Below are 25,712 nucleotides of genomic sequence, written 5' to 3'. Positions count from 1 at the left end.
TGTTGTCTATCACCTGCGCCGGGATCAGAACCTGAGGGACAATCCTGCATTGTAACTTTTCATGATCGGGTACTGGTACACGCCGAACGGACCTTCGATCGCCTCGGGGTCCGAGACATTAATTTTATCCAACGTGAGTAAGTTAGCACCGGACACATATATACGTAACGAGCCTATACCCAGCTTGTTGGTCAAAACCTTCGGCAGCGAGTAGCCGATTTCGATGTTTTTCAGACGAACGTAGTTGCCATTCATAACCCAGAATGACGAAGCGGCCCTGCTGGCGCCGTAGCTGCTCGCGCCTATGCCTCCCACGCGCGGGTATTTGGCATTGGGGTTCTCGGGCGACCAGGAATCGTTCCACATTTTCAATATCGCAGCGTTCTCCCAGAGGTCACTGCGGTTAGGAAACATCAATTTGCGGTTAGCAACGCCCTGCAACAACACATTCAGGTCAAAACCTTTCCATCGCCCGCCGGTGGTGATCCCGTATGTGATCTGCGGCGTCAGCCCCTGGTTCGACAACACCACCATATCTTTCGAATCGACCGTACCGTCGCCGTTTTTGTCTTTCAGGATCACGTCACCCAGCGACCATTCGTAGGTTCCCCATTTGGGCAAATTTTCGAGATCGGCCTGTGTGCGGGCGATGCCGACAGCCTCGTAGCCGGACAGGTAGCCCATCGAACGTCCCGTCGGGATCTGGTAATCGAATGCGCCTGCCGCATAGTCCTGCTGCTTCACTTTATTGCGGGCAAAACTGAAATTACCGCCCAGGAAATATTGTAAGCCGTTTTTCAGGGTATGGTCATGGCGCGCCACGATTTCGATACCCTGGTTGCTCACGATGCCGTAGTTTTCCTTGGGCAGCGTAGCTCCGAAGGTATTGGGGATGGAAATCACCCTTGCCCCGAGGATATCATAGGTATACTTTTTGAAATAATCCAGTTCGAAACTCAGCAACCCTCTCCATAGCGAGCCTTCGAGACCGATATCGGTGATCCGCGTTTTTTCCCAGGTAATGTTGTAGTTGGGAAGCGCGCCCGGAGCGATACCCGAGGTGGCCGAACCGAACACAGCACCACTTGCAACAGAGAAAATGCTCTGGTACCCATATTCAGCCACGTTTGCACCGCCGTCATTTCCCAGTAAACCATACGAGGCGCGCAGTTTCAGGTTATCGATATTCTTGAAATTATTCTTCACAAACGACTCCTCCGACAAGCGCCACCCCGCCGATACCGACGGGAAGAATCCCCAGCGCCCTTCCGGTGCGAATTTCAGCGACGCATCCGAGCGGAAGTTGGCCTCGAACAAGTACTTTTCGTTGTACGAATAGGTCACACGGCCAATGTAGCCCAGCCTGCCGGTTTCCGAGGCGCTACCCGTTGCACTCTGGTTCTCGCTGGCAGCGTTACCGATAAACAGCTGTTCAATCGTGGGCGTAAGGAGCTTGTTCCGCATGCCGTAAAGGTAATTTCCCGTCCCTTCCGACTGTTCGTACATCCCCATGATCGTCAGGAAATGCTTTTCGTTAAACGTCTTCTCGTATTGCAAGCCCGCATTGAGCTGGTAGGAATTCGCTTCGTTGAAAGACGCGAACGCGCTGTTTTCCCAGTCGCCCAGCATCAGGCTGTTGGTCACTTCCTCGGTGAGCAAGTGATTGTGCCCACCAGTGGTTTTGAATTCGGAAACCGGGTATTTCTTGCGGACCGTTTTGTCGTAATCATAGTATTTGCGGAAGTTGAAAGACACATTCGCTTTCAGTCCGTGCACACGGGGAATAGCGTAATCCAGTTTCAGTATCCCGTTGAATGTGTTCCGTTTAATGCTTCTGAAACCGGCGTTATCGATCAGGCCGATGGGGTTCCACACCTGGAATGCGCGCACGTACTTGTCTCCTATTTTCCAGGGCATGAACGAAGGCTTGTTCAGCAGCCCCCGGTAGAGATCGTACATCCGGTCGTCGTCACCGCCGTCGTAGGGCCAGTAGGGCCTGTCGCGTTTTTGGAGACTGGCATCGATCATCAGCGCCATATTCAGCCCCTTCGCAATTTTGGCATCCACATTGGAGCGAAGGTTAAAGCGGTCGTATTTCAGATTTTTGAGCCCGCCGTTCTGAAAATTGTATCCCAGGCTGGAAAAGTACTTCACCTTTTCGCTCCCTCCCGAAACACTCAGGTTGTGCTGAGTGAAAACAGGATTTTTCCAGGCCGCTTTGAACCAGTCGTAGTTGATGTTGTTATCCCTGAAATAATCTATTTCGTCCTGGGTATAATACGAGGGATCGGTGAGCGGCAGATTGTTGAACATGGCCACATTGTTGCGGTACAATGCATTTTCATAGGCATTCATCCGTTCGGGCACTTTGCTGGGCGTTTCTTTTCCCACATACGCGCTGTACGTGAAGGTGGGCGCGTCCGCGGTCCCGCGTTTCGTGGTCACGAGGATTACGCCATTGGCAGACCGCGCCCCATAAACCGCCGCCGAAGTGGCGTCTTTCAATACCGAAATATTGTCGATTTCAGTCGTACTAAGCGCTTCGAAATCCCCCGCCGTACGCACGATCCCGTCAATCACATAGATAGGGTCTGTTGAATTAAAAGTACTTTTACCCCTGATGATCAGCGAGCTTCCCGAGCCGGGCGCACCGCTTTTCTGGGTTGCGAACAAACCGGCTACCCGTCCCGCCAATGCATTGGTAATGTTCGCGGTAGGCACATTCTTGATCGCGTCGGCCGACACTGTGCTAACCGCGCCGGTCATGGTGATCTTCTTCTGGGCACCATAACCTACCACCACCACCTCGTTCAGCGCGCTTGCCAGTGGTTCCAGTTTGATATCCAGGAACGTCCGGCCCCCGATGGGCACTTCTTTGGATACAAATCCCACAAAACTGAACACCAGGGTACCATCCCCGCCCGGCACATCGAAGGAGAATTCCCCGTCGCCATTAGTGAGCGTGCCATTGGTGGTACCTTTGAGCAAAATGCTCACGCCCGCGAGCGGCACGCCGATCTCATCCACCACCTTTCCCCTGACCGGCGCGAGGTTGATCATCTGCGATTCGTTCACCTCCACCTTCACGGGAGCCGCCGGCGCCGGTGTGCGCGAAAGAATAATATGTTTCCCGCTCAGCTCATACCGGATATTCATCGGTTGAAAAAGCTTATCCAGCAGATATCCCAGCGGCGCATTGGTTACTTTCAGGGTAACCAGGTGCTGCGACTGGCCGATTTGCGGCGTATAGGAGAACCGCACGTCGGCCACCCTTTCCAGTTCCTTGAGTGCGGGCCTGAGTTTCACCTCCGTCAGGTTCAAGCTCACCCGACGACTCAATAGTTCCTGTGCCGACAGGTCGTTAGCCCAGGAAACCCCCATAAACACAAACGCCAGTAACGCCTGAACCAACGATATTTTCATACATTGGAATAGTAAATGTCTTCCTTGTTTCATACTTTTGAATGAGTTGTTCGTTTGGAAAATTCGGACAATAGCGATCCTTACAACCTCTCCGGGATGCTAAGGATTATCACAGGCCAATGATGGAGCAAGCATCATTGGCCATGTTGCTTAAGAAGTATGGGGATGTAGCTATGTTATCATATCGACGAGGGGGGCTGGGTGAAAAGATTAAAGGATTAGGTCAAGTCAAATATATATAGCGTTATGGTTTACATCCGGTGGTGGTGATCACTACCTGGGCGTCGATGATCTCGTACGATGCTCCGATGGTCTTGCAAACGACGTCCAGCTTCTCCGGCAGGCTTTCATCCGAAAATGAAGCTGAAAACTGGCAATGGGCCAGCAGTTCGGCGTTGTAGACAACATTTACCCCGTATGCTTTCCTGATATCTTCGAAGAACCGGATGGCATAGCTGTCCTCGTACTCGAATTTGGGCAGCGATTTTACATCGGGGAGCGAAACGGGATGTTCTACCAGCCGCTTGTCGAAGAGCTCGGCCTTCCGGTCGAACACCACCAGCTGGTTCGGGAGCAACAGAATGGCCGATTGCTTCGGTGCTCTTTCTGCCCCATTATTCCTCACATTGTTCTGATATACAGTCACCTTACCATTCAAAACCTTCACCGTCACGTCAGAGCCGTCGTCGAATGCCACCACCTCGAATTTGGTACCCAGCACCTTGGTCACAACCTCGTTCGCATAGACGAAAAAAGGCTTGCCGGCATTCGGGACCACGTCCAGGGTAGCTTTTCCGGATAGGTATACGCTGCGGTTTTCATGGTTATAGGCGGTCGTAAAGCTCACTTCGCTCTGCGGTGCAAGCATGACGGAAGAGCTGTCGGGAAGGTAATACAGCTCCGGCCCGGCCGACTTGTTTGTATGCCGTGTTACGCGCGAAGTGCTTTCTAATGCGGAAATCGTATCAGCATAATGCGCTTTGCGGGAGGTTTTGGGCCGCCAGGCCAGGTATCCCGTCGCAACAATCGCCAGCGCGACGGCCGCAGCGGCGGCCATCCGGTACCAGCCTGTCTGCCGGAGCGGTTTCACCGGCGCCTCCTGTGTGCGGGTATCGTGCGTGCCGGCGTCGCACGCCTCCGTGGTACGCATGATCCTGTCGAGCAGCCGCGCTTCCTCTTCCTCGGACAGATACGTTCTCGAATAGCTCGTCAATCCCAGCAGTACTGCATTGAGCAGTTCTGCGGCCTGCTGCCATTCCGTGTTTTTGTGGGGGTAAGCCCGGAGATATTCTTCCCAGAACGCCGTTGAGTCCGCCGAGGGAGCCAATTGGTGTCTCAGGAAACGATCGTCCGCGACGAAGTCTACCGTTCCAAAATGTTCGTATGTGCTGTCCACTGTGAGATTGTTTTACAGTTAGATAACACATCCTTCATTTTCATACTCGGCAGGAAGGATAAATTTTTAAAAAATTTTTAAAACTACCGGTAGTTACAAAATATTATTTCTAAAACCAGCTGTATTGAAAAAGGAAAAGTGCCGCCAGAAGCCAGCCGCGTAGTTTTTCCATCGCCCTGAATACCAGGTTATGGGCCGATTGGGTATTCACTTCGAGCACCTGCCCGATCTCCTGGTAATCCATGTTTTCGACAAAACGAAGCCTGATCGCTTCCTGCTGGCGGGGCGGAAGCTGGCCGATAAGGCGGGTAAGCAGTTCTTCGCGGCTCGCCGATTCTTCCTTTTGCGTCAGAATATCTTCCACCGAGGATTCGAACCAGAGGTCTTCGAAATGCTCCTGCGTGACGAACATATGGGGGCGTTCCTGCCGTTTCAGCAAATGCAGTATCCTGTTTTTCAGTGCCACGAAGAGGTATGAACGGATATTGTCGGGGACGCTCAGCCGCTCGCGCCTGATCCAGATCTCGGCGAAAACGTCGTGAATGCAATCGAGGACAAATTCCTCCGAAATGGACACCAGGCTCATCCCATAACGGAACATCGCCTTCACGTGCAATCCGTAGATCGCCGCATAGGCTTCCTTGCTGCCGGAAAGGAGCTCTTTCCAATGTGTTGCTTCATCTGTGGGCTCGCCGGCCATTACCTGGATATTTTTCACAGGTAAAGTGAAAGAGAAAAAACTTTAAATACAAAAAAATTTCGCGATTTGGGGAAATCCCTCTCCTTCCCTCCCACGGCACGGTTTTTGTATAAAAAATGATCGCACCATTCCCCGACCGGTCATTTAACCACTTTTAGATCAGACACTTATGAAAGCCCTATCCGTTTTGCTCGTGAGTATCAATTTTCTCCTGCCGGCCACCGGCATGTGCCAAATCGCGCAGGGCCTTTTGGTCTCCGCCGCCGAAGAAAGTCCCGTCAAGGGAGATGCAGGATATTTCTTCGCTTTAAGGCAGGTACCGCTGTCGGAGAAACATTACATTTTCCTCGCCGACCCGCTTAAAAGGGCTGTTTATGTAGACGGCGGTAAAAACATCGTACTGGGCCATACGATGACCGTCCGCAGCGCCAAAGGTTTCGATATGTACTTTTCCGCAGGCGACTATAACCTCATTCTCGCGGTGAAGGAAGCGAAGGAAATAGTGGAAGGGACCACCGGGTACAAAGGTACGTTATCGATCCGGCACGGTTCTGAAAAGCACAAACTGGCCGTTCATGGTTTTCAGAACCGCTGATGTAACGTGGCTTAGTCGACCAGCTCGACCTTCCCTCCCGCCGGTGCACTGAACGTGACCACCTTTCCGTCGTCTTTTACTTTCCGCACGCCTTTGGTCATGGTTATTTTAAGGCCTGAGGCGGGCAATTTCAATGAAAATTCTCCGGCGTTTTCGGCCAAAAGGCTAATTTGGACAATCCGTCCCGCCTTTCTTTGGGCGCTTACCAGCACGGCTCCCTCCGCACGGAGGTTACTGAATGCGGCGTCTTTCCAGTCCGCAGGCAATGCAGGCATGATCTCAATCGCATCGGCATAGCTTTGCAGCATCATTTCCTGCAAGCCCGAGGCAAATGCGAAGTTACCTTCGAGCGTGAACGGGCGATAGGTGAATTTCGAAAGCCCGGATTTCGTCTGATCGCCATTCGCGTGGAAGCTGTTCGGAAGGCAGAATGCCCTCGCAAAAGTAGCGAGTGCGTCCCTGGCCCCTGCTCCGTCTTTGGCGCGCGCTTTCAGGTTGGCGAGCCAGGAATAAGAATACCCGCACCACCAGTCGGGCCCCACTTTATCGAGCAGGGCAATCGTGTTCGTGATCGTTTTCCGGGCCTGTTCGCCGTCCTCCCATTGGATCAACCCCAGCGGATGAATGGCCATCAAATGCGAAAAGTGACGGTGCGATTCGTTGTAGGGCAAAGTACGGGCAAACATCAGTTCGCTGTTGTCCGTTTGCGCAAAATCCGGGAACTCTCCCAGCAGCTTGCGCCATTTTCCGGCCTGCTCCTTATCGCCCATTACCTCCGCCAGCTCGGCACCGGTCTTAAATGTGAACTTGATGATCGCCAGGTCGTAATTCGTCGTTTCGGGAAACCATGCTTCCAGGCGGTTGTCCCTGATCTCCGGGCTCGAACTGATCGGCAGTTGCCGCTCGCCTTTTTCGTTTTTGATCGTAATGTTTTCAAACAAAGTGCACGCCTGCTTGAACCAGGGATAGGCGCGGGCTTTCAGGAATTCCTTGTCCTTACCGTACCGCCATTGCAGGTAATAATGATGCGCCAGCCAGCCCGAAACCGTGGGCGAAAGCGAATACTGGATCCAGCCGCCCATTTCGGTGCCGTCCAGGGTAGTGACGCCGGGCACGGCCAGTCCATCGACGCCGAAATACAGCTTCGAGTAACGCAGGTAATTCTCCTTATTTTCGTCCAGATGGTCGAGGTAGCCCAGGGCTTCTTCCAAATGGTTACCGCTGTATGCCGGCCAGTAACTGAGCTGGGTGTTCAGGTCGTGGTGGTAATCTCCTTTCCAGGGCGGAATGCGGCCGTTATCGGCGGTCCAGACGGCCTGCAACGAGATCGGGGGGGCACCACGGCGGGCTGCCGATCCAAACTTGTATTGTTCCAGGTACCACTGCTTCTCGATGAGCGGATCCGGCACGGCAATCGACGACATCCCCCAAAAACGCTTCCACCATGCCTCATGCGACGTTATAGCCGCTGTATAGGACTGTTTCAACGCATTTTGAGTCAGCGCGGCAGCATTCGGCTTTGCGGCGGCTTTCGGATAATGCGAAGAAACGCTCCACGCGCCTTCCAGTACCCCATTTTGCAATGGCTTCCAGCGCACCGCCACTTCATAACTGAACCCGCCCCAGCCTTCCTGCCGGTAGGTAATGGTGCCCGGCCCGGGAGTAATGGTACCCTGCTTGTAGCCCAGGCGCGCGAGGTCGTCGCCCACAAGGGAGTTCACCGTACCGCCTTCTTTCACCGCTCCGGTATATTTCGGTGCCACGATCTGCGGCAGCATTTCCTGCGGCACGTTTTCAAACCGGAACCAGCCGACCGGCTCGGTAGCGTGTACAAAGGTTTTCAACACAACGCCGTTCGACCACTCCACCTCGGCGGAAGCCGACGCGAGCAATACGTCGGCCCGTTTCACCTGCCATCCGGCGGGCAAATCGAATTCCAGAGCGCCAGCCGGAATCTTGGACGGAGCCGGCTCCCGGTCGTAAGGTGCATCGAAATACTGCTGGACCGGCTTATAATCCTTTTTACGGACCTGTTCCTGAACCCATTTGTAACTGAACTCCTCCCGGTGCAGACCGGCCATCGGGCGCATATCCCACACATCGGCGCGATCGAGTGAGAAGCGTAGCCTGCCTTCCCGCTCCCAGATCAGCGCCCCGATGGTACCATTGCCCAGCGGAAGCGCCTCGTCCCATACTTTGGCCAGTTTTTCAAAATGAAGATTATGCTGCTTCGCCGGTTGCGCGTGGACCGTCGAAAACGGCCACACGCACGCCAGCAGGATCGGAAAACAAATACGGCGCTTAATATCCCTCATTTTGTTTCAATGCTGTGTTAATGTCTATTTCACTTTGCGAGAATGGCCAAATATAGAACTTATCGTCCCATTTCAACCGGATGTTGCTATGGATGAGTTTGTCGTTGAGATCCTTCCCGATGCGCCAGCGCACGACGTCGAAAAGCCGCAGGCCTTCGAATGCGAGCTCCCGCCTGCGCTCCTTACGTACGAGCGCACGGGTGAGCGTGGTGAATGCAGGCACGCCCGCGCGGCTGCGGATCGCATTCACATACGAGAGCGCCTTGGCGTCGGCAGTTGTGCCACCGGCCTTTTCCATTTGCGCCTCGGCGTTCATCAGGTAAATATCCGAGAGCCGGAAAAGCACAATGTCGTGGCCGGTAAGAATATCGCGCTCGCTGGGTATAAAACGCCCGGGATCCCAAATCGCCGCGAATTTGATCAGCCCATAATTGGTGGCGGTGAACTCGGTCTGGAATTTAAAACCGTCCTCGCGCTCGAAAGTGGTTTTGTTGGGTGAATAATAATACCACTTTTTCAGGCGAAGGTCCCCTGTTTCATATTCGTCGATCAGGTCCTTGGTCGGTGCGAGGCCGCCCCAGCGGAAAAATTCCACCTCCTGACCACCGTCGCCCGATTGACGTCCATCCCTCGTTTCGATGTATTTAATGGAGAAAATGATCTCCGGGCAGGAGGCCTGTCCTTTCCCTTTAATGAACTGGGATTCCAGGTCGGTCGCCAGCGAATACTTGTTCGATGCGATAATGGAGGAAGTGAGTGAAATCACATCGTCCCACTTACTCTGAAACAATGCAATACGCGCCTGTAACGCTTTGGCGCTGGTTTTCACGGCATGCCCCGATTTGTAGGCATCGTCGGGAAGGTTGGCCACCGCGAAATTCAGGTCCTCCTCGATGAATTTATACACCTCTTCCTTGGTCGATTTGGCGATTTTCAGTTGCTCGATATCGGAAGGGACCTCTTTGTAAATCACCACCCCGCCCCAATGCTGCACCAGTTCGAAATAGAACATCGCCCGCAGGAACCGCGCCTCGGCTTCGTAGGCTTTGGCCGCCGCGTCGGGCAACGACACCTTCGTGAAATTTTTGAGAAAAGTATTGCAGCTGGCAATGCCTGTATAGCACGACGTGTACAGCGCCCGCGGCGCACCCGAGTTGGCGGGATCCAGCGTCCCCGACTGCATGAGGCGGATATCGCCATAATGCTGTGCCCAGCCGTTGTCGGCTGCTGCATCGAAATAGCTGCGGTGCCAGGTCAGGTAAGTGCCTTTCAAACGGGCATAGCATCCTGCCAGGCCCATTTGCACATCGCCCTCCGAAGTCCAGAACTGCCCCGCGGCAATTTCCTGCGGCGGGTTTTTGTCCAGAAAATCATCGCTGCAACCCGTCAGCGTGGCTACGAACAAAGCCGGCAAGAGAATATGGTTCAGAAAAGTTTTCATATGGTGTATATCTTTTAAATCAAATGACATCTTTTTATACCAATCAGAATCTCAGGTTCAGGCCCACGGAATACACTTTCAGCTGCGGGTACTGCGCATGCCAGCCGTCTCCCGCCCGTTCGGGGTCGAGGTCGGGGTATTTGGTGAATGTGAGGATGTTGTCGCCTGTGACGAACACTTTCAGGTGATTGATACCCACCTTTTTCGTAACCGAAGTAGGGATGGTGTAGCCGATCTGCAAGTTTTTCAGGCGCAGGTATGACGCGTCTTTGAGAAAATACGTCGAGTTCTGGGCCGTTCCGCCCGTCATAGGCGCATATCCCCAGCCGTAAATGGCCGGCACGTCGGAATTCGGGTTGGTGACAGGATCGTAGGCATTGAGGAACTTGGGATGCGGGGACGAGCCCTGCGAGAATGGGTCCTCGCCAAAGAAATAAGTCCTGACTTTCTGGCCTTGAACCCCCTGGAAGAAAACCACGAGATCAAAATTTTTCCATCTCACATTTCCTCCGAAAGAATAAATAAAGCCGGGGTAAGCGCCTTTCACACGAATGCGGTCATCGCCGTCGATTTTACCGTCGTTGTTCTGGTCTTTGAACTTAATATCACCCAATTGCGGGTTACCCGGCGTAACCACCGCTTTGAGTTCTTCCTCGGATTTGAACAGACCGATATATTCGTACAAATAGTAGTCGCGGTAAGGCAAACCTTCCTTGATAATGCGATCACTGTATGCCGGTGCGGGGTACTTCACCACTTTATTGCGGTTGGCCGATACCTGCGCATTAATACCATATTCCACCGCACCTACCTTACCTTTGTGTCCCAGTTCTACCTCCACCCCGTAATTCCGGAGTGCACCGTAGTTGATCGTCGGGGCCGACATTCCGGCGCTGGCGGGGATAATGGCACCGGCCAGGATCCCGGTCGTCGATTTGTTGTACCAATCGATTGTACCGTAGATCAGGTCATTTTTGAGGTTAAAATCGAGCCCGATGTCGGCAGTCTTGGTTTCTTCCCATTTCAGTTCGCGGTTGCGGTAGGCATTCTGCTGAACGCCCTGGTTCAATGCCTCATTGAATGCATAAGTGGTTGTGGCATAAGTTTCCTGCCACGGGTATTCACCGATATTGGCATTCCCCAGCAACCCGTATGATGCCCTGAGTTTCAGGTTGTCGATCCAGTTGGCACCGTCACGGATAAACGCCTCTTCGCTGATCCGCCAGGCGGCCGAAGCCGAAGGAAAAAAGCCCCAGCGGCTGTCTTTGTAGATACGCGAAGTACCGTCATACCTGAAATTGGCTTCGAGCAAATATTTCTGTGCGAATGCGTAAGTAGCACGCCCGAAAAGCGACTGGAAAGCCCATTCGGTCAAGCCGCCGGTGGTAGTTTGGTTCAAAGGGCCCATACCGTCGAGCTCGTACATATTCTTTACGGGAAATACGCTGCGGGTACCGCCCAGCCAGCGGTATTTCTGTTCTTCCTGACTATACCCCACCATGAGTGAAATATCCTGCCGGTCGGGGTTCCAGTTCCAGTTCACCGACGAGTAGAAGGTGTTCAGCAGCGTACGGTAGTTGCCATTGGTCACGCCCAATGCTTCCGGACCAAACGGGGTGCCCTTCTGGTATACATTGGCACCGCCGGTCGCGTATTCGCTTTCGGGCAGATAATAGTAGGCATCGGCGCCGTAGTGGTAAATATTGCGGAACTGCTCGGCAAACCGGGAGGCATATTTGGAACTCCATTTCAAACCCATTTTCTCGGTTTGCAGGAAGTTCACGTCCAGCCAGCCCTGTACGTTGGCTTGCCAGTCTTCATAATCCCGGTAAGTTTCGTTAGCGATCCAGAAAGGGTTACGGTTGTTCTGCGTACCGCCCACGCCGGTCGGCACCGCTTTGTCGGTGTAGCGACCGCTGCCGTCGGGCAGGTAGGGCTTCACGAGCGGCGACTGGGTCATGGTCATGAGTACGAAATTCTGGTTTTCGTAGTACGGAGAAACCGAATTGCCTTTCATGTAGCTCACGTTGGTACCCACTGTAATGTACTTGTTGATCGTCGTCGAGAGGTTGGCCAGCCCGTTGAAACGCTTGTAGTTATGGCCCATCAGTACCCCTTTCTGGTCGATGATCCCGGCCGACATATTGTATTTAAATGCATCGGAACCGCCATTCACGCCGACATTGTGCTCCTGCATCGGGGCCGATTTCCAAACGGCATCCGCCCAGTTGTAATCGGGGAACATGTCCTTGTTGCGGTTGGGATCCTTATACTTGTCGATCAGCGATTGCGGAAAAGGAACCGCGCTGACGGCATTGCGGGCTACGGCTTTGTTGAAAAGCTCCATGTACTGCCCCGAATTCCATATCTGGTTGGGCACTCCCGTGGGCGACTGCGTGCGAAGCGACATATTGTAGGTCAGCGCCGGCTTGCCTTTCTTTCCCTGTTTGGTCGTTACGAGTATCACGCCATTTGCCGCCCGCGCTCCGTAAATCGACGCCGAAGCGGCATCTTTCAGCACCGAAATGCTTTCAATATCCGACATCGGCAGCACGTCCAATGAACCTACCACGCCATCTACCAGCACCAGCGGGCTTGTGTTGGTCCCCCAGGAACTCGCCCCGCGGAGTTGCAGGGAAACGCTCTCGCGGCCGGGCATACCCGTGCCCTGGCTGATGCGCAAGCCGGTCACCTGCCCCTGCAATGCAGCGAGGCTGTTGCTCACCTGGCGGCTTTGCATATTATCGACATTCACCGTCGATACGGCCCCGGTGAGGTTTACCTTCTTTTGCGTTCCGTAACCCACTACCACCACTTCTTCGAGGGCTTTCTCGTCCACTTTCAGGGAAACGTCCAGGGCTGTACGTTCCGCGGAAACCACTATTTCCTGCGAAATATAGCCCACCGAGGAGAACACGACCGTCTGGGCGCCATCGGGTACCAGGAGACTGTAACTGCCGTCCGCATTCGTCACGGCGCCGCGCTGGCTGCCTTTGATCACGATGTTGATCCCCGGCAGGCCTTCGCCCTTTTCTCCGGACACCTTGCCTACCAGCGACCTGTCTTCCACCACTGTGGCGTACTTCGGCGCATCCGGTGCCAGGCCCGGCTCCACGGCATTGATTACCTCCGGTTGATTCCGCAATACAATGCGGTTGCTCACCTGCTTATAGCTGATCTTGTTGGGTAACAACAGCTTGTCGAGCACGGCGGCGAGCGGTTCGTTCTGCGCATTCAGGCTCACCGTGAATTTCAGCGGGAGCATGCGCGAGTTGTAGGAAAATTTGATTTCAGCTGTTTTTTCCAGCTGCTGTAATGCGCTGCCCAGGGTAGCGCGGTTGAGATTCAGCGTAACTCTTTTTTCCAGGAGGTTCTGACCGGCCAGCGGTCCGGCCATTGCCAGCTGGGCTACGACAATCAAAAGGACGATTTGTTGTAACGACTTCATTAAGAGTTGACACAATAAGCGTTTGGCAGTCAAAGTTTTCTTCATAGATTTGACGGTTTATTGTTTCGATTCGACAGAAAAATTGGGCAATAACACCCCACTCCCAGGGCGTAATGCAATCGGAGTTGTGGATTTCAGGAGCCGGCCTGCTGCAACCAGTCCGGCTCTTTTTTGTATACAGGTTGGTTAATTCATAGGCGGGTCATTAATTACAGCCGGTAGATTCTACAATCACGTGGTTTCCTTCCATACGGAACTGCGTACCGGAGCTGATACTTTCGCAGACGATTTTCAGTTTCGACAAAAGTGGTTCATCGGACAACGAGGTGGAAAGGTAACAGTCGCGTAAGACATCGTGGGGATAGTCGATCGTGACGCCGTAAGCACTTTCCAGGGTCGAGAAAATCGTCCCGACGGGCGCATCGGAGAAGTCAAAATTCAGGTATTCGATAGCCCGTTTCGGGATATCCTTGTTTTCGGGTTTTTCAAAAAGGCTGAGGGACTTTACGTAGCTGACCGACTGGTTGGGAAGCAATACCACATTCTCGGCGGCCTTGCTGCCTTTCGATTGGATCTGCCGGACGTGCACTTCGCCGGTTTTGACAAAAACCTCCACCTCAGGCTGGTCGTCCGCCGCCTTAATGCGGAAGCTCGTGCCTACCACTTCCGTCACGATGTCGTTGGTGTAGACCAGGAACGGGCGCTGCCGGTTTTTACTGATTTCAAAAAACGCCTCACCCGACAGATGCACCTCGCGTTTTTGAGCCGCAAACTTCCGTGGATAGCTGAGCTTTCCGCCCGGTTGAAGGATGATCGTGCTGCCGTCTTCCAGGTTCACCAGGCGAGGTACTTTGGAGTCGTTGAATATCCCGATGTCCCTGCTGCCCGGTAATGCAGCCGGCTGACTTACTGCTATGTGCGTCCCGGGAGAATGCAGGCGTGACACATACCAACCCAAGCCGAGCGCAAACAGCAGTACAGCGGCCGCCACGCGCCACCATCTCGCGAGCGCAAGTGGCCGTACGCGGTGCTCCTGCTCGTGGATCCGCCACCAGGTCTCTTCGAGCGCCTGATCGGTTTCACCGGCCGTAGCACCGGGAGCCTCGCTACCGATCGCCAGGATCAGGTAACGCGCTTCCTGCACCAGCCGTTGTTTATCGGCATTTGCTTCGATCCATTGCGCCCAGCCCGCATGATCACGCCCGGTGATCACCCAGTCCCGGAACAATGGATCGTCACAAAATTGCGTAACGGTAGTATAGCTTTCTCGCTGCATGAAGTAGTGGTTTTTCAGGCAGGAGAGGACAGTACCGCCGGGCGATACTCACCAATTTCTATTTTTTTAATAAAAAATTTAAAAATACACACAAAGGAGCAGCGCAAGCGTGTGCATCTCTCCCACCCAAACTTCCCGGATGTGCTTGATTCCCCGGTGAAGCAGGTTGGAAGCCGATTGCGGATTGATCTGCATCAGCCGGGCGATCTCGTCGATGTCAAGCTGCTGATGGTAACGCAGATACAGCGCCTCGCGCTGGCGTGCGGGCAGCTGGTTGAGCAGGGTATTGAGCTGTTGTACCTGCCGGCGTGTCTCCTCGTCGGAGATCATTTCATCGAGCGGGGTAAACTGGAAGGAAAACTCGCCTTCGCCGATGTCGCGCGAGTGTCTGAAAATGCGGTCGCGTTCGAGACGGCGTGCAATCCGCCGCCGTACGCCTGCGAGCAGGTAAGCGCGCACTGAATCGGGCACGGCGAGGTTTCGGCGGTACAGCCAGATTTCCATGAATGTTTCCTGCACGCAGTCACCCGCCAGCCCGTGGTGGTCGGTCAGTGACTTGCCGTAACCGAGCAATGCAGGGTAATATTTCCGGAAAAGGGTCGTGTAGGCAGCCTGGTCGTCGTCTTTGATCAGGCACCAAAGTTGTGAATCCGGAAGCGTAGAGTCTGACATTTACCAGGCCGTGGGTTAGGATAATTATAGAATAATTGTGCATTTTACTCATTTTGCGAGGAATTCAAAAATGCCCTGAAATTTTATTGTCCCAATGTGCTTTGGCCATTTTCATATAACTTGCGGGCACACCTATCCTTTCTTTCAACAGCCATGAAAAAACAATTGAACCTCTTCCTGTTTTGTTTAATCCTGATTATCCCGGCTTTTGCTCAGCAACCGCTTCTGTGGAAATTTTCGACCGCCGGAGGCATTCACGGGGCACCCGCCGCAACCGATAAAGTCGTTTATGTCGGTAGTAATGATATGAATTTATATGCCCTCGATAAGTCTACGGGCAGGCAGCTCTGGAAGTACACCACTGCCGGGGCAGTCAGGTCCACGCCCGCGGTAGCGGCCGGTAAAGTACTGTTCAACAGCGCAGATGGCAACATTTATGCCGTAGACAAGAAAAAGGGCACGCTGCTGTGGACCTTTAAAACAGGCGGCGAGCAGCACTACGACACTTGGGATTACTACCTTTCCTCCCCCGTCGCTGCCGGCAGTGCATTATACGCCGGCAGCGGCGACAGCTCGGTGTATGCGATCGATATCGACTCGGGCAAATTACGCTGGCGATTCAAAACCGGGGGCGTCGTACATGCTTCACCGGTAGTACGGAACGGCAAGGTTTTCATCGGCAGTTACGACGGGCATTTCTATGTGCTCGATGCGCAGAACGGCAACCTGATCTGGAAGTTCAAAACGTTGGGCGATCCTGCATTCCCCAAAGGTGAAGTTCAGCGGGCCGCCTACGTCGACGACGACCAGGTGATTTTCGGCAGCCGCGATTTTTACATTTATAGCCTGAATACCCAGACCGGCAAGCAGAAATGGAATATGAAAGAAAAGGGCAGCTGGGTAATTGCCACGCCCACCCTCCACAAGGGAAACCTGTTCGTAGGCACCTCGGATACGCACCAGTTTTACTCGCTGGATGCCGCTACGGGGAAAGTGAACTGGGTTATGCCGCTCAATATGCGGGTATACGCAACGGCATTGATCATAGAGGACAAGCTGGTGTTCGGTTGCTTCAACGGCAGGGTCTATTTCGCCGACCCCGCCACCGGGAAGGTGATCAAAACTTTCCAGACAGACGAAAGCAAGAAAAACCACGCCCTCGTGTACGACGACACCGACCACATCCGCAAAGATTTCGATATGTACGGCGACAACTACCTGCAAGCCGAAAAGCATATTCTCTCGCTGGGATCGATCCTTTCAGGCCCCGTCGCGGCGGATGGTGTGCTGTATTTCGGGGATGCTAACGGGTATTTTTATGCGCTGGATATGCAGAAAGTGGCTGGCAAGTAAAATGGAACCGATTTGCAATACTACTGAACAATCTCTGTGCTCCAAAGGAATCCCAGTACCTTTTTGACATCATGGTAAGGAACAAGGCGGCACCAGGTTTCGATCGCCGTGCCATACGTATCACCCTCACTCAATGCGTTCAGGAGCGGGGGGATTTCGATCTGGTTCAGGTAAATCAGCGGCCCGGAAAGATTGGGGTGCTGCAATGCGCGCCGGATTTCTACACGATCGCCGGTGACGGCGAATTCGGAGCTGAATGCGAGCTGGCCCGACAGGCGAACGGGTTTGTCCCAAAGGAACCGGATGAGCGGGTCGATCGGCACGGCAGCGGGTTCTGTTGCATGCGTAGTCGGCGATTCCTGGGTTAGCCTCCGTTTGATCAATGCAGTAAAGTCATTGATAACCGGCAGTGCTTCCGCGCAGAAGTCTCTTCGTTTTTCCCAAAAAGGAAAAGGAGAATCCGATGTGGCTGCCTGCCGGTAATAGTCGGATGTCCAGCGGGAATGGCTGGCGACGGCGTCGGCCAGTTTGTTTTCATAGAATGCCCTTGCGACGCCGGGGTTTCCATCGGTCAGCATGGTGTGCACGGCAATAGCGGTTTGCAATGAAAAGCGCATCGCTGCTTCCACCCCGGTCGAGGACAGGGGATCGAGGGTAAATGCGGCCTCGCCGATTTTGATAAACTGCCGGTCCCATGGGCGCGTGTGTACATAGGCGCTCACGAGGCAGGTTTGTATTTCAAAGCGCCAATCATCGATCACCACCGACCGAAACAATTGCGATCGGGAAAGCATTTGCTGCATGGAGCGCGTCAGCTTTTGTCCCTTGATCGAATCCGGGTCCGTAAAAGCCATGATCCGATATTGGCCTCCCGGCACCGGGGCACCCCATATCCAACCCTCTTCGACCGTTTCTATTCGAGCCTGACCAGGCCGCGCCTCGCCAGGCGATGCCGCCGCAGGCACGTGCGTCCACAGCGCCACCGACGCAGGTGCCAGCGCCATATGCTCGCGGGTGTGCCCGCCTTTACGCCCGCGGGCGTCCAAAACCACGCGGCTTGTGACCCGGAAATCACCAGCCGCAGATTGTAATTTCAATTGGTACCGGTCGTTTTGAAATGTCGATTCGACCATCCGGGCCGGTTGGAATACTTGGAGTCCCCTACCGACGGCCAGAGTCAGCAGCTGCGCATCCAGGTGTGCCCTGTCGACCATTAGCCCGCCTCCCCGCTGCACCGGTTCCACATGCAAAGGCTCTCCCCTGCCCCATGCCACCCTGGCCGGAATATCGGGCAAGTAACTGGGATCTTCCAACAGCGCTCCGGCTCCGAGGTAGGCGAAAATAGGGCGCACCCCGGGCGAAAGCGACTCCCCGATCTGCGGACGCGGAAATGCTTCCTGCTCGACCAGCGCCACCGAATGGCCCATTTCCAGTAAGCGGATGGCTGCCGTGAGTCCCGCAGGCCCCGCACCGATCACTACAATTTCAAAACTTTGACCCATTACCTGTTCCATCCCGGTTTCAGGCGAGCCAGCCGCTCATGTGCCTGTATCGTATAATGCAGCCACGAGCGGATGTAGTCGCAGGCGGTGCGCCCTTTGGCAATTACCTCGTGGTGGCAACCGCCCCCGCATAAGTAACGGGCCCAGCATTGCGTACATGGGCTCTGATTGCTCACATGCCTTGACGATAGCCAGCCATTTTGCAAGCTGGGGTCGACACCCGTACTAAGGTTACCCATTTTGCCCTCGTCTTCATTCACAAACCGGTGACAGGCGAATAGCTCCTCGTCGGCCGATACGCCCATGTAACCCGCCCCTGCCCCGCAGGGATACGGCCGGTGCGTGCCTTTGTCGATTTCCTTTAATGCATTTACCATGTTCAAAAACGGGTAACGCTTGCCTGCCAGCACATTCTTTTCAAAATTGAGGCCGCACGCGATCATGTTTTCCAGGAGTACCGAAAGCTCCTCCTGCCCCATTTCGTCGCGGCCGTTCATCGACCGCAGCAAGGGCGAAAAACCGACGCTATGAAAGCCCATTTGGATAAACTCATCCAGCATAGCCGGCAGGTCGAGGTTGCGCGGGGTGACCGTAACACGTACTGAAACCTGCATTTTGCCCTGCATGGCCAGCAACGGCCCCAGGTTTCGCATGATCAGCTCGAAGCTGCCTTTGCCGCCCTTCATGGGCCTCAGCGCGTCGTGACTTTTGCCAATGCCGTCCAGGCTGATCGTAACGGCAAAGCCATATTCCTCGAAAAAGCGGGCATCGGCTTCGGTGACCATCGTACCGTTGGTCGTGATCGAAAAACCCACTTTGATTCCCTTTTTTTCGGCTTTGGCCACCGCATATGCCGTCGCTTCCCTTAGCGCTTTCCGATTAGCCAGTGGCTCTCCGCCCAGGAATGTCAGCTGTACCTTTTCGCCCTCGGGGCACTGATCCACCAGGAGGTCTATTGCCCGCAGCGCGGTGTCGAGCGACATGCTTTTTGCCTGCCCGCCAAAACTGCCCTGATCGGCGTAGCAATAGGTGCAGCCCATATTGCATTTCTGTGCGATGGCGAGCGAAAGCGCGTAGAGCCTGGGGCTTTCCAGTGGCGTATTATCGACATAATCGGGCGCGGACAAGCCGCATCTGACCAGCAAATCCTGCAATTCCGCTTCGTCGCCTGCGTCGAGGGCACGCGCGATCCGCTGTTCCACGTCGCCCGCTACCGCATACAACCTGCTGCCGTTCGGAATGAAAAGCTGCGACTGCCTGCCTCTGATCAGGTGGGCCGATGGCGATTTCGGCCGGGATTGCGCGGCAATTGTCCCGGCCAGTCGCGCAACCGCCACGGCCGGTTCCATTTCAGCTGTTAAGTGCATCTTTTCCTTCCACGATAAAGTTGAGTTCGCCCTGCCAGTTGATAAACAGGTCGTCATAGGATAGTAATCGGGTATTGACGCGATCGTCCGGTATGTATTTACCGGTACGTTTCTTGGCCATCCAGCTATCGCCGGTGCTGAGTCCCTTCTCGTCGGGCACGACATTTACGTAATCGGGGCGGCTGGCGGCCCAGTAGTAGCAGGCGCATTCGCGGTAGTCGTTCTGCCACGGGGCACAAAGTCCCTGGGTGAGTTCGCCGGGCTTGATAATCTGTTCCGAAAGCGTGGCACTATCGCCCTCAAAAACCTTATTGACAGTGAGCAACACCTTCGTATACAAGGCCGGATCTTCCAATTTATCCAGATCTACGACCACCTCGTGGGTACTTTGTTCCGCCGTAAAATAGCACGCAACCTGCTGCCCTTGCTTTTGCAGCACATTCACCATCGAATTGGACCATTCCATGAACGACACCCCGTTCGGGTTGGCTTCCGTGCGAAGGGGCACGCTATCGCCGTCGGGAAAGACGGGCCCCGAAGTGGCCACCATGGTAGGTTTGCCGTCAATGGCTACCAGGCGGTGATGTACCAAATAAGCGAGGGACTCGTCGGCGTCGATCACATAGTTGTTGTTCTCGATCAGCACAATTCCCTGGAATGCACGGCGCCACAGGTTTCTAAAATCGAATTCGAGGCCCGGGAAGCAGTTGGAGATGGCGGTACGGGGCAACACGCTCACAGGGTTTCCCTTGCCGCGGTAATGCAGCTGCGCAGTGAGGTTCGAAGGTACCAGCGGATCATCACCGGAAACTTCCGCGGCAGCCACATCCGGCATCAGCGATCTCGCGGCCGCTTTTATAACCATATTGATCTGCCGTTTGGTAAACGTGAGCGACCGGCCATCGGCGCCGCGCATCAATGCGGGCATTTTGCGAAGGGCTTTGGCCGACAGATCTCCGATTTCCTCGGGTTTCCGCAGCAGGTCTTCAAACCAGGGCGAAGCACCGGTACTCAGCCCGGCAAAAACGCGTTCGTGCAGCACCTGCAACGCCATATTATCTACCAGCGAAGTGGCCATAATCGGCTCGTAGAGACGCCCGAAGTCGTTGGTATTCTGCCGTACCATCGTGCTCGCCACATTCAGCTTGCCTTCATAGGCATTGCCGTTCATAATGGCCGTGTTCATCAGCCGGATCGTTTCAAATGCGCGGCGCACGATTTCCTCGGCTTCGTCGATCGTCACTTCCCCATCGACGTCGGTGCCTTTCAGGATTTGTTCCAATTCGTCGGACACCACGCGGATAGGCAACGTGTCGGGCGCATATGCAGGAGGGCCTGCGCTGATATGCGCCTTTGCAAACTGCGATTTGCCGTCCCGACCGGTGAGTTTTACGGTAACAAACCCGTCGCATTCGTCGTCCAGATACCCCCAGCTCACCTGGTTGCCATTTGCATCCGAATAGCCGGCAAATATCTGCGCAGGGTTGGTATAGAGCGGATTAGGCGTGCTGGTTTCCGAATAGCCGCGCCATTTACCTTTTTTAATATCATATAAAATCGGATCGTCGCGCCGCCCGGCAAACACCGGATCCACCTGCTCCTTTCCGTTATTGAACCTGATCAGGCTCGAACCGTAAACTTTTCCTGCGGCCGGCGTAAACCGGAACCTGATTTCCGGAAAATCGGGCGTAGGCTTTATGAACTGCACAAACCCCAGCGGCAGCGTTTTACCCTCGATAAAGTTCGCGCATTGGGCCAGCAAAGGTTTCAGTTCGTGCGACCGGATGTCGTCGATCTTCGCGTACATCTTGTCGTTTTCATCATTGGTCCTTCTAAATATCTTGATATTGCCCACCTGCACATCCCAGGTGACATCTTCCAGCTCGTAGCCGGCTTTTTTCAGTAAATCGACCGTGAGTGGTAACAACCGGCCCGGCTGCTCGTCGGTGATGGCGAACACTTCAAGGAACGGGGCCACCGGGTGGGCTTTCCCGGTTTTGTCTTCCAGGTTTTCGGCATCCTTAAATGCGACGCGTTCGGGCTGAAAAGCCGTTATTTCCCCGGTCGAGGGATGAACCTGGAAGGACTGCTCCGGCACGATTTTCCGAAAATCCAGCGGCTTATCTTTGGATAATGTAAGGTCATATGCGGCCATCGGCTTGTCTGATTCGCCCAGACGCCCAAGTGCAATGGGAGGAAGTATTCTTAATGCTAGAATTTTCATATCCGGCAATGGTTTTTGGCTTTAATATGTTGAGAAACTCAGGCCAGCTCGGCCTGCATCAATTGAGCGATCGCTTCCAGCAGCTTGCGGTCAATCTCCTGCAAAGCATTCAAATACTGACTGTGCGGCTGCGTCTTCAATGCTTTCAGGCTTTCGATCAGGTTGCCCGACGCAACGAGCAGATCGCGGTGCAGGCGCCAGCGGTTATGCTCCCCGAAAGGCAGGTCGAAGCTGTAAGGCGATGTGAACGGCGGGCCGGCCATCAGCCTGCTTTTCTTAGAAAGCGGTGTTTGCACCAGGATGGTGGCGAGGCTTCGTAAATTGTACATTTCCCCGAAAGTGGAGTTGATGATCAGGCCGCGCGGTGTGAATGACCCGACATTGTTATTGCCATTATCGAGTAGAAAACTATGGGCAAGAAAGTTGAGCAGCAGCCTGTACCGGGTGTCGAACAGATTGGCCCACAAAATACCGTCCTCGCTGGTGATCTCGTTCTGCTCCATTTCATCGGCGGGTTCGTTCGAGGCCGTGCCCGCATGATCGGGGTCACCCGCGAACGGATTGGTCGCAACGTTGTAAGCGGGATCGAATTTGCCGTCCGTCTCTTTCAGAATGGCTTTGAAATCATTGTAGATGAATAAAAAGCGCTCGAAATGCGAAGGAGTGTCGGAGTCGAGCTCATCCCCCTCGCCTTGCTCGGCGATCTGTTCGAGGGCATTGTAGGCGTCATCGCGCGAGAGCAGCGGCGCCACCAGCACGTCGGGGCTCCTGGTGAACCTGTCTTTCACACTTCCTCTCTCGCCACCGGCATAGCCCCGGCCCCATTCGTCGAATTTGGCCTGGTATGGATAAGTCCCCGGCTGAAACGCATCGTCCGGGATCACGTCGGGGTCTTGGATCAGTTGCAGCAAAACCTTGAAAAGCGCGCCCACCGTGTGCGGGTCCGAAGCTTGCGCGTGCACGGTCTCATTGATTTCCTTCGCCACGGGATCGTCGCTGCTCAGCCATTCCGCTGGCGCCTCGGCATATACGTACTTGGCCAGCGACCGGAGCGTGAATTTTTCCAATGTGAAAGGGAACGGATAAAAGGGTACATCCCAGGGATAGCTCTCGCGACCGAAGTTCAGCGGCGCCCCGATGATCTTCAATACGTTCTGAACGGATATAAAATGTCCCATCTCTTCCTTGGCGATCCCCAGCACAATATTCTTCCAGTTATGTACCCGCTCGCGGTATGTTTCGGGGATCTGCGGCCCGCCAATGCTGTAAGCCGCATACAGGTATTGCAGCATCAGCCCGTGTTCGATCTCCGCATCGACGTGCAGCAGCATGGTGATATAGTCTTTTCCTGTAAACTGCTGAGGCACTACAAACGGCATTTCCTCGGGCTCGGCGACAGCGTCAGTCGCTGAACTGTCTGTCAGGCCTTTGAGTCGGGGTTCGTTGCGTTTCTGATTGGCCCTGGCCCATTCCAGGATCGGATCCATGAAAGATTTTCTGAGTTGTTTTTCGTCCATGATGATAAATTTTGTGAAACAGGTAGGCAATACATTTCCAAACCGTTGCAGGTGCAACGGTTCACTGAAAAGGCAATCTGAAAGGAATTTAGTGGGGCGCTAAAAAAGCTACTTCGAAGTAATTCTATATGCAAAAAGCAAATAGTTACATAACCTACCCTTGAAAGACTATTATTTTTTAAAGAATGGAAAAAGGATTATTAAGCGGTCAATCCGGCAACTCCACGAAAAAGGTGGTTCCAATGCCGCTAATGGATTCGAACCAGATCTTGCCGCCGTGCGCTTCCACAATTTGCTTGCAGATGGAAAGCCCGATCCCGAAGGACTGCTCGCCAGCCGTCCCTACCCGCCTGGCATCGTTGGTCGAAAGAAAGATGTGCCCTTTGAGATCATCCGGAATCCCGATACCGTGGTCCTGAACGCTGAGCAACGTCAGGTTCGAACTCTTTTTCAAATTCACATTAATGGCACTTTCCTGCGGCGAAAACTTAACGGCATTGCTCAGCAGATTGGAAAACACGCGCCATATCTTTTCCCGGTCGACGGGCACCATGGCTTTCTCGTAATCGTAGTGGATCGTCTGCCGTTTTTCCTTTCCCTTGTAGCTCAGCATATCAATACAGGATTGCACAATTTCCGCCAGGTCTTCTTCGCTTTTGCTGATCCGCTTCTTATCCGGTCCCGACTGCAATATCTGCCCGATCAGCCCGAACGCCAGTTGGCCCGACTGCTGAATCGCGTTCACGAGCATGGCCTGCTCTTCGGACGGAGACTGGTCCCAGAAGAGTACATCCGCACCGGAAATCATCGCGGCAATGGGGTTCCGCAAATCGTGCGCGACGATCCGCAGCATTTTTTCTTTTTCCACCTCCGACTCTTCCAATGCATTGACGGTGTCCTGCAATGCGATATTGCTTTGGGTGATCACGCCGTTCAGTTTGGTTACCGCATGCAGGTTGGCAATGGCCTTACGGGTATTTCGCCAGATCAGGTACACAATAACGGCCATCGCAAAAGTGAGTAGTACCGAAAATTGGAGGATCAAATCTTCCCGTTCGTCCTTTTGGGCAGCCAGCTCTATCTCATGCTCGCGCTGAACCTGTTGCAGCAAATGCCCGACGTTATTTTTGCTTTGCGCATTTCTTTTCAGCTTCCCGTTGCGCTCCGCTTCCACATTGCCCAGGAGTAGTTTTGCCGCTTCCTGAAAATTACCGCGGCCATATGAAATAGAGGCCTGCATAGTCCGGTACAAACTGTTCGAAGCCGGGTTACTGGCAGCACCGGGTAACCGCCTCAGCGAATCCAGCTGGGCTTGTGCCTTATCATACTCCTTCGAATCGATGTAAATTTGCGCCAATATCTGGCGCGACTCCCGCTCGACGTCGATAGACCAGTCGATGTTCGGGTCGTGTTCGAGGCATTTTTTAATCAATCGCTCAGCGGTACGGTTATCGCCTTTCAATGCGTAGGTCTCTGCCTTGTTCCTCAAAATGACGATCCGTGCAAACCGGATAAAATTCTGCTCCTTCGGAAACCGCGCGGCATTCCGGGCGATAAACTTGTCGGCCTGGTTAAAGTAATCGAGCGCCTTTCCGGGTTCGTTAATCAGCATATATGCGATGCCGATATTCCGCATACTGCCCTGTTTTTCAATGAATTCCAACTGAAAGTTCTCGGGCTCCCTGCATTGCGCCAACTCCTCCAACTCGTGCTTCCAGTATTCAATGGCCTGATAGTAGTTCTCCTCCTTGAACGAAATATTGGCGATCCTGCTGCTATACCGCGCGCATTCACATATTTCTCCCATCGACAGCAGAAATGACTTGCCTTTGTAATAGTTACGGTAGGCTTGATAATACTCCTTCTGTTTCAGCAAATCATCTCCTTTTAACAGCAGGGCCTTCGAATAATCGATCGGATTTTGCTCGCGGACGCGCGTGGATGCGAAGAGGCCGAGCAGACTGTCGGTATAGGCGAGCGCAGCAGCGTCCATCGTGGAATCGCGGTGGCTCAGCACCTTCATGAATTTGAAATAGAGAATGCTGTCGTGAATGTTCTTTTTGGGGAGCGCGGCCATGAACGAATCGAGGCTGGCGATCGCTTCCCGGCTGCCGGTTATCCGCGAGGTACGGTCGAGGCTGTCGATCCAGGCTTTCAACTGAACGTCATGCCCGGTTTTCTCCGACTTCCGGCACCCCGTGAAGCCCGTGGTCAAAACAATAAAAATCAGAATAATCCTACACTGTAAACGGGGTAACAGCAGGCTACATGGGTTGTTCATCGCTTTCAGATAGGTTTCTCTTTTACAATGATACCGGGAGATACAAAAGCACCATGCGTTTTGTACAATTTACCCCTGTTTTCCAGTAAGTTGATGGACAGATCATGAGCGAAAAGTCAGCAAAAATCTACACAATTCGTACTGAAAAATTGTAGAAAGAATTCATTCCGGCAAGCAAATCAAAAGGCCGGCAGCTATCCCG

The 25,712-nt window shown here is 53.9% G+C and carries 15 protein-coding genes; 2 read left to right on the top strand and 13 right to left on the bottom strand.

The genetic code is table 11. The features are described 5' to 3' along the window. Positions 1 to 24: 24 nt before the first annotated feature. The 3 genes from J2Y43_RS10875 to J2Y43_RS10865 all read right to left on the bottom strand — a co-directional run bounded on the left by J2Y43_RS10875 (position 25) and on the right by J2Y43_RS10865 (position 5,537). Positions 25 to 3,423 carry a TonB-dependent receptor gene (locus J2Y43_RS10875; RefSeq protein WP_309982278.1) on the bottom strand — a complete coding sequence of 1,133 codons (3,399 nt, stop codon included), beginning with the start codon at positions 3,421 to 3,423 and terminating at the stop codon, positions 25 to 27. Between the two features lie 244 nt (positions 3,424 to 3,667). Then, on the bottom strand, positions 3,668 to 4,819 hold the full coding sequence (locus J2Y43_RS10870) for a FecR family protein (protein ID WP_309982276.1): 1,152 nt from the start codon (positions 4,817 to 4,819) through the stop codon (positions 3,668 to 3,670). Between the two features lie 109 nt (positions 4,820 to 4,928). Beyond that, the gene (locus tag J2Y43_RS10865) at positions 4,929 to 5,537 is read right to left on the bottom strand and encodes a sigma-70 family RNA polymerase sigma factor (RefSeq protein WP_309982274.1); all 609 of its coding nucleotides are present in this window, start codon (positions 5,535 to 5,537) and stop codon (positions 4,929 to 4,931) included. 151 nt (positions 5,538 to 5,688) lie between these two features. Here J2Y43_RS10865 and J2Y43_RS10860 point away from each other — a divergent pair, with 151 nt between their 5' ends. Then, positions 5,689 to 6,114, top strand: coding sequence for a hypothetical protein (locus J2Y43_RS10860; protein WP_309982272.1), 426 nt, complete (start codon positions 5,689 to 5,691; stop codon positions 6,112 to 6,114). Positions 6,115 to 6,125: 11 nt separating this feature from the next. Here the strand turns inward: J2Y43_RS10860 and J2Y43_RS10855 are convergent, their stop codons facing one another. From J2Y43_RS10855 to J2Y43_RS10835, 5 genes are all read right to left on the bottom strand, one after another. Beyond that, positions 6,126 to 8,429, bottom strand: a complete 2,304-nt coding sequence (locus J2Y43_RS10855) for a glycosyl hydrolase family 95 catalytic domain-containing protein (RefSeq protein ID WP_309982271.1) — start codon at positions 8,427 to 8,429, stop codon at positions 6,126 to 6,128. Continuing rightward, on the bottom strand, positions 8,416 to 9,870 hold the full coding sequence (locus J2Y43_RS10850) for a RagB/SusD family nutrient uptake outer membrane protein (protein ID WP_309982268.1): 1,455 nt from the start codon (positions 9,868 to 9,870) through the stop codon (positions 8,416 to 8,418). Before J2Y43_RS10850 ends, J2Y43_RS10855 begins: the two co-directional genes overlap by 14 nt. Before the next feature lie 43 nt (positions 9,871 to 9,913). After that, positions 9,914 to 13,363, bottom strand: coding sequence for a TonB-dependent receptor (locus tag J2Y43_RS10845; RefSeq protein ID WP_309982265.1), 3,450 nt, complete (start codon positions 13,361 to 13,363; stop codon positions 9,914 to 9,916). Positions 13,364 to 13,523: 160 nt separating this feature from the next. Beyond that, positions 13,524 to 14,594, bottom strand: a complete 1,071-nt coding sequence (locus J2Y43_RS10840; protein WP_309982262.1) for a FecR domain-containing protein — start codon at positions 14,592 to 14,594, stop codon at positions 13,524 to 13,526. A gap of 78 nt (positions 14,595 to 14,672) precedes the next feature. Next, complete coding sequence (locus J2Y43_RS10835; protein ID WP_223409540.1) at positions 14,673 to 15,266, bottom strand: RNA polymerase sigma factor; 594 nt, start codon at positions 15,264 to 15,266, stop codon at positions 14,673 to 14,675. A 153-nt stretch (positions 15,267 to 15,419) separates the two neighbouring features. Here J2Y43_RS10835 and J2Y43_RS10830 point away from each other — a divergent pair, with 153 nt between their 5' ends. Beyond that, positions 15,420 to 16,619 (top strand): PQQ-binding-like beta-propeller repeat protein, encoded by a 1,200-nt coding sequence (locus J2Y43_RS10830; protein WP_309982260.1) that lies wholly within the window; start codon positions 15,420 to 15,422, stop codon positions 16,617 to 16,619. Positions 16,620 to 16,639: 20 nt separating this feature from the next. Here J2Y43_RS10830 and J2Y43_RS10825 read toward each other — a convergent pair whose 3' ends face one another. The 5 genes from J2Y43_RS10825 to J2Y43_RS10805 form a co-directional block, all read right to left on the bottom strand. Beyond that, positions 16,640 to 18,133 carry a tryptophan 7-halogenase gene (locus tag J2Y43_RS10825; RefSeq protein WP_309982258.1) on the bottom strand — a complete coding sequence of 498 codons (1,494 nt, stop codon included), beginning with the start codon at positions 18,131 to 18,133 and terminating at the stop codon, positions 16,640 to 16,642. After that, the gene (locus J2Y43_RS10820; RefSeq protein WP_309982256.1) at positions 18,121 to 19,488 is read right to left on the bottom strand and encodes a radical SAM/SPASM domain-containing protein; all 1,368 of its coding nucleotides are present in this window, start codon (positions 19,486 to 19,488) and stop codon (positions 18,121 to 18,123) included. Before J2Y43_RS10820 ends, J2Y43_RS10825 begins: the two co-directional genes overlap by 13 nt. Continuing rightward, positions 19,472 to 21,712 (bottom strand): hypothetical protein, encoded by a 2,241-nt coding sequence (locus J2Y43_RS10815; protein ID WP_309982254.1) that lies wholly within the window; start codon positions 21,710 to 21,712, stop codon positions 19,472 to 19,474. Before J2Y43_RS10815 ends, J2Y43_RS10820 begins: the two co-directional genes overlap by 17 nt. 38 nt (positions 21,713 to 21,750) lie before the next feature. Continuing rightward, positions 21,751 to 23,229 (bottom strand): ferritin-like protein, encoded by a 1,479-nt coding sequence (locus J2Y43_RS10810; RefSeq protein WP_309982252.1) that lies wholly within the window; start codon positions 23,227 to 23,229, stop codon positions 21,751 to 21,753. Between the two features lie 208 nt (positions 23,230 to 23,437). Continuing rightward, positions 23,438 to 25,444, bottom strand: a complete 2,007-nt coding sequence (locus J2Y43_RS10805; RefSeq protein WP_309982250.1) for an ATP-binding protein — start codon at positions 25,442 to 25,444, stop codon at positions 23,438 to 23,440. Positions 25,445 to 25,712: the final 268 nt, after the last annotated feature.

Origin of the sequence: Dyadobacter sp. BE31, assembly GCF_031457695.1 — a bacterium.
Classification (GTDB): domain Bacteria; phylum Bacteroidota; class Bacteroidia; order Cytophagales; family Spirosomataceae; genus Dyadobacter.
The sequence above is the reverse complement of the archived record's forward strand: the minus strand, read 5'-3'. Positions and strand labels throughout refer to the sequence as shown.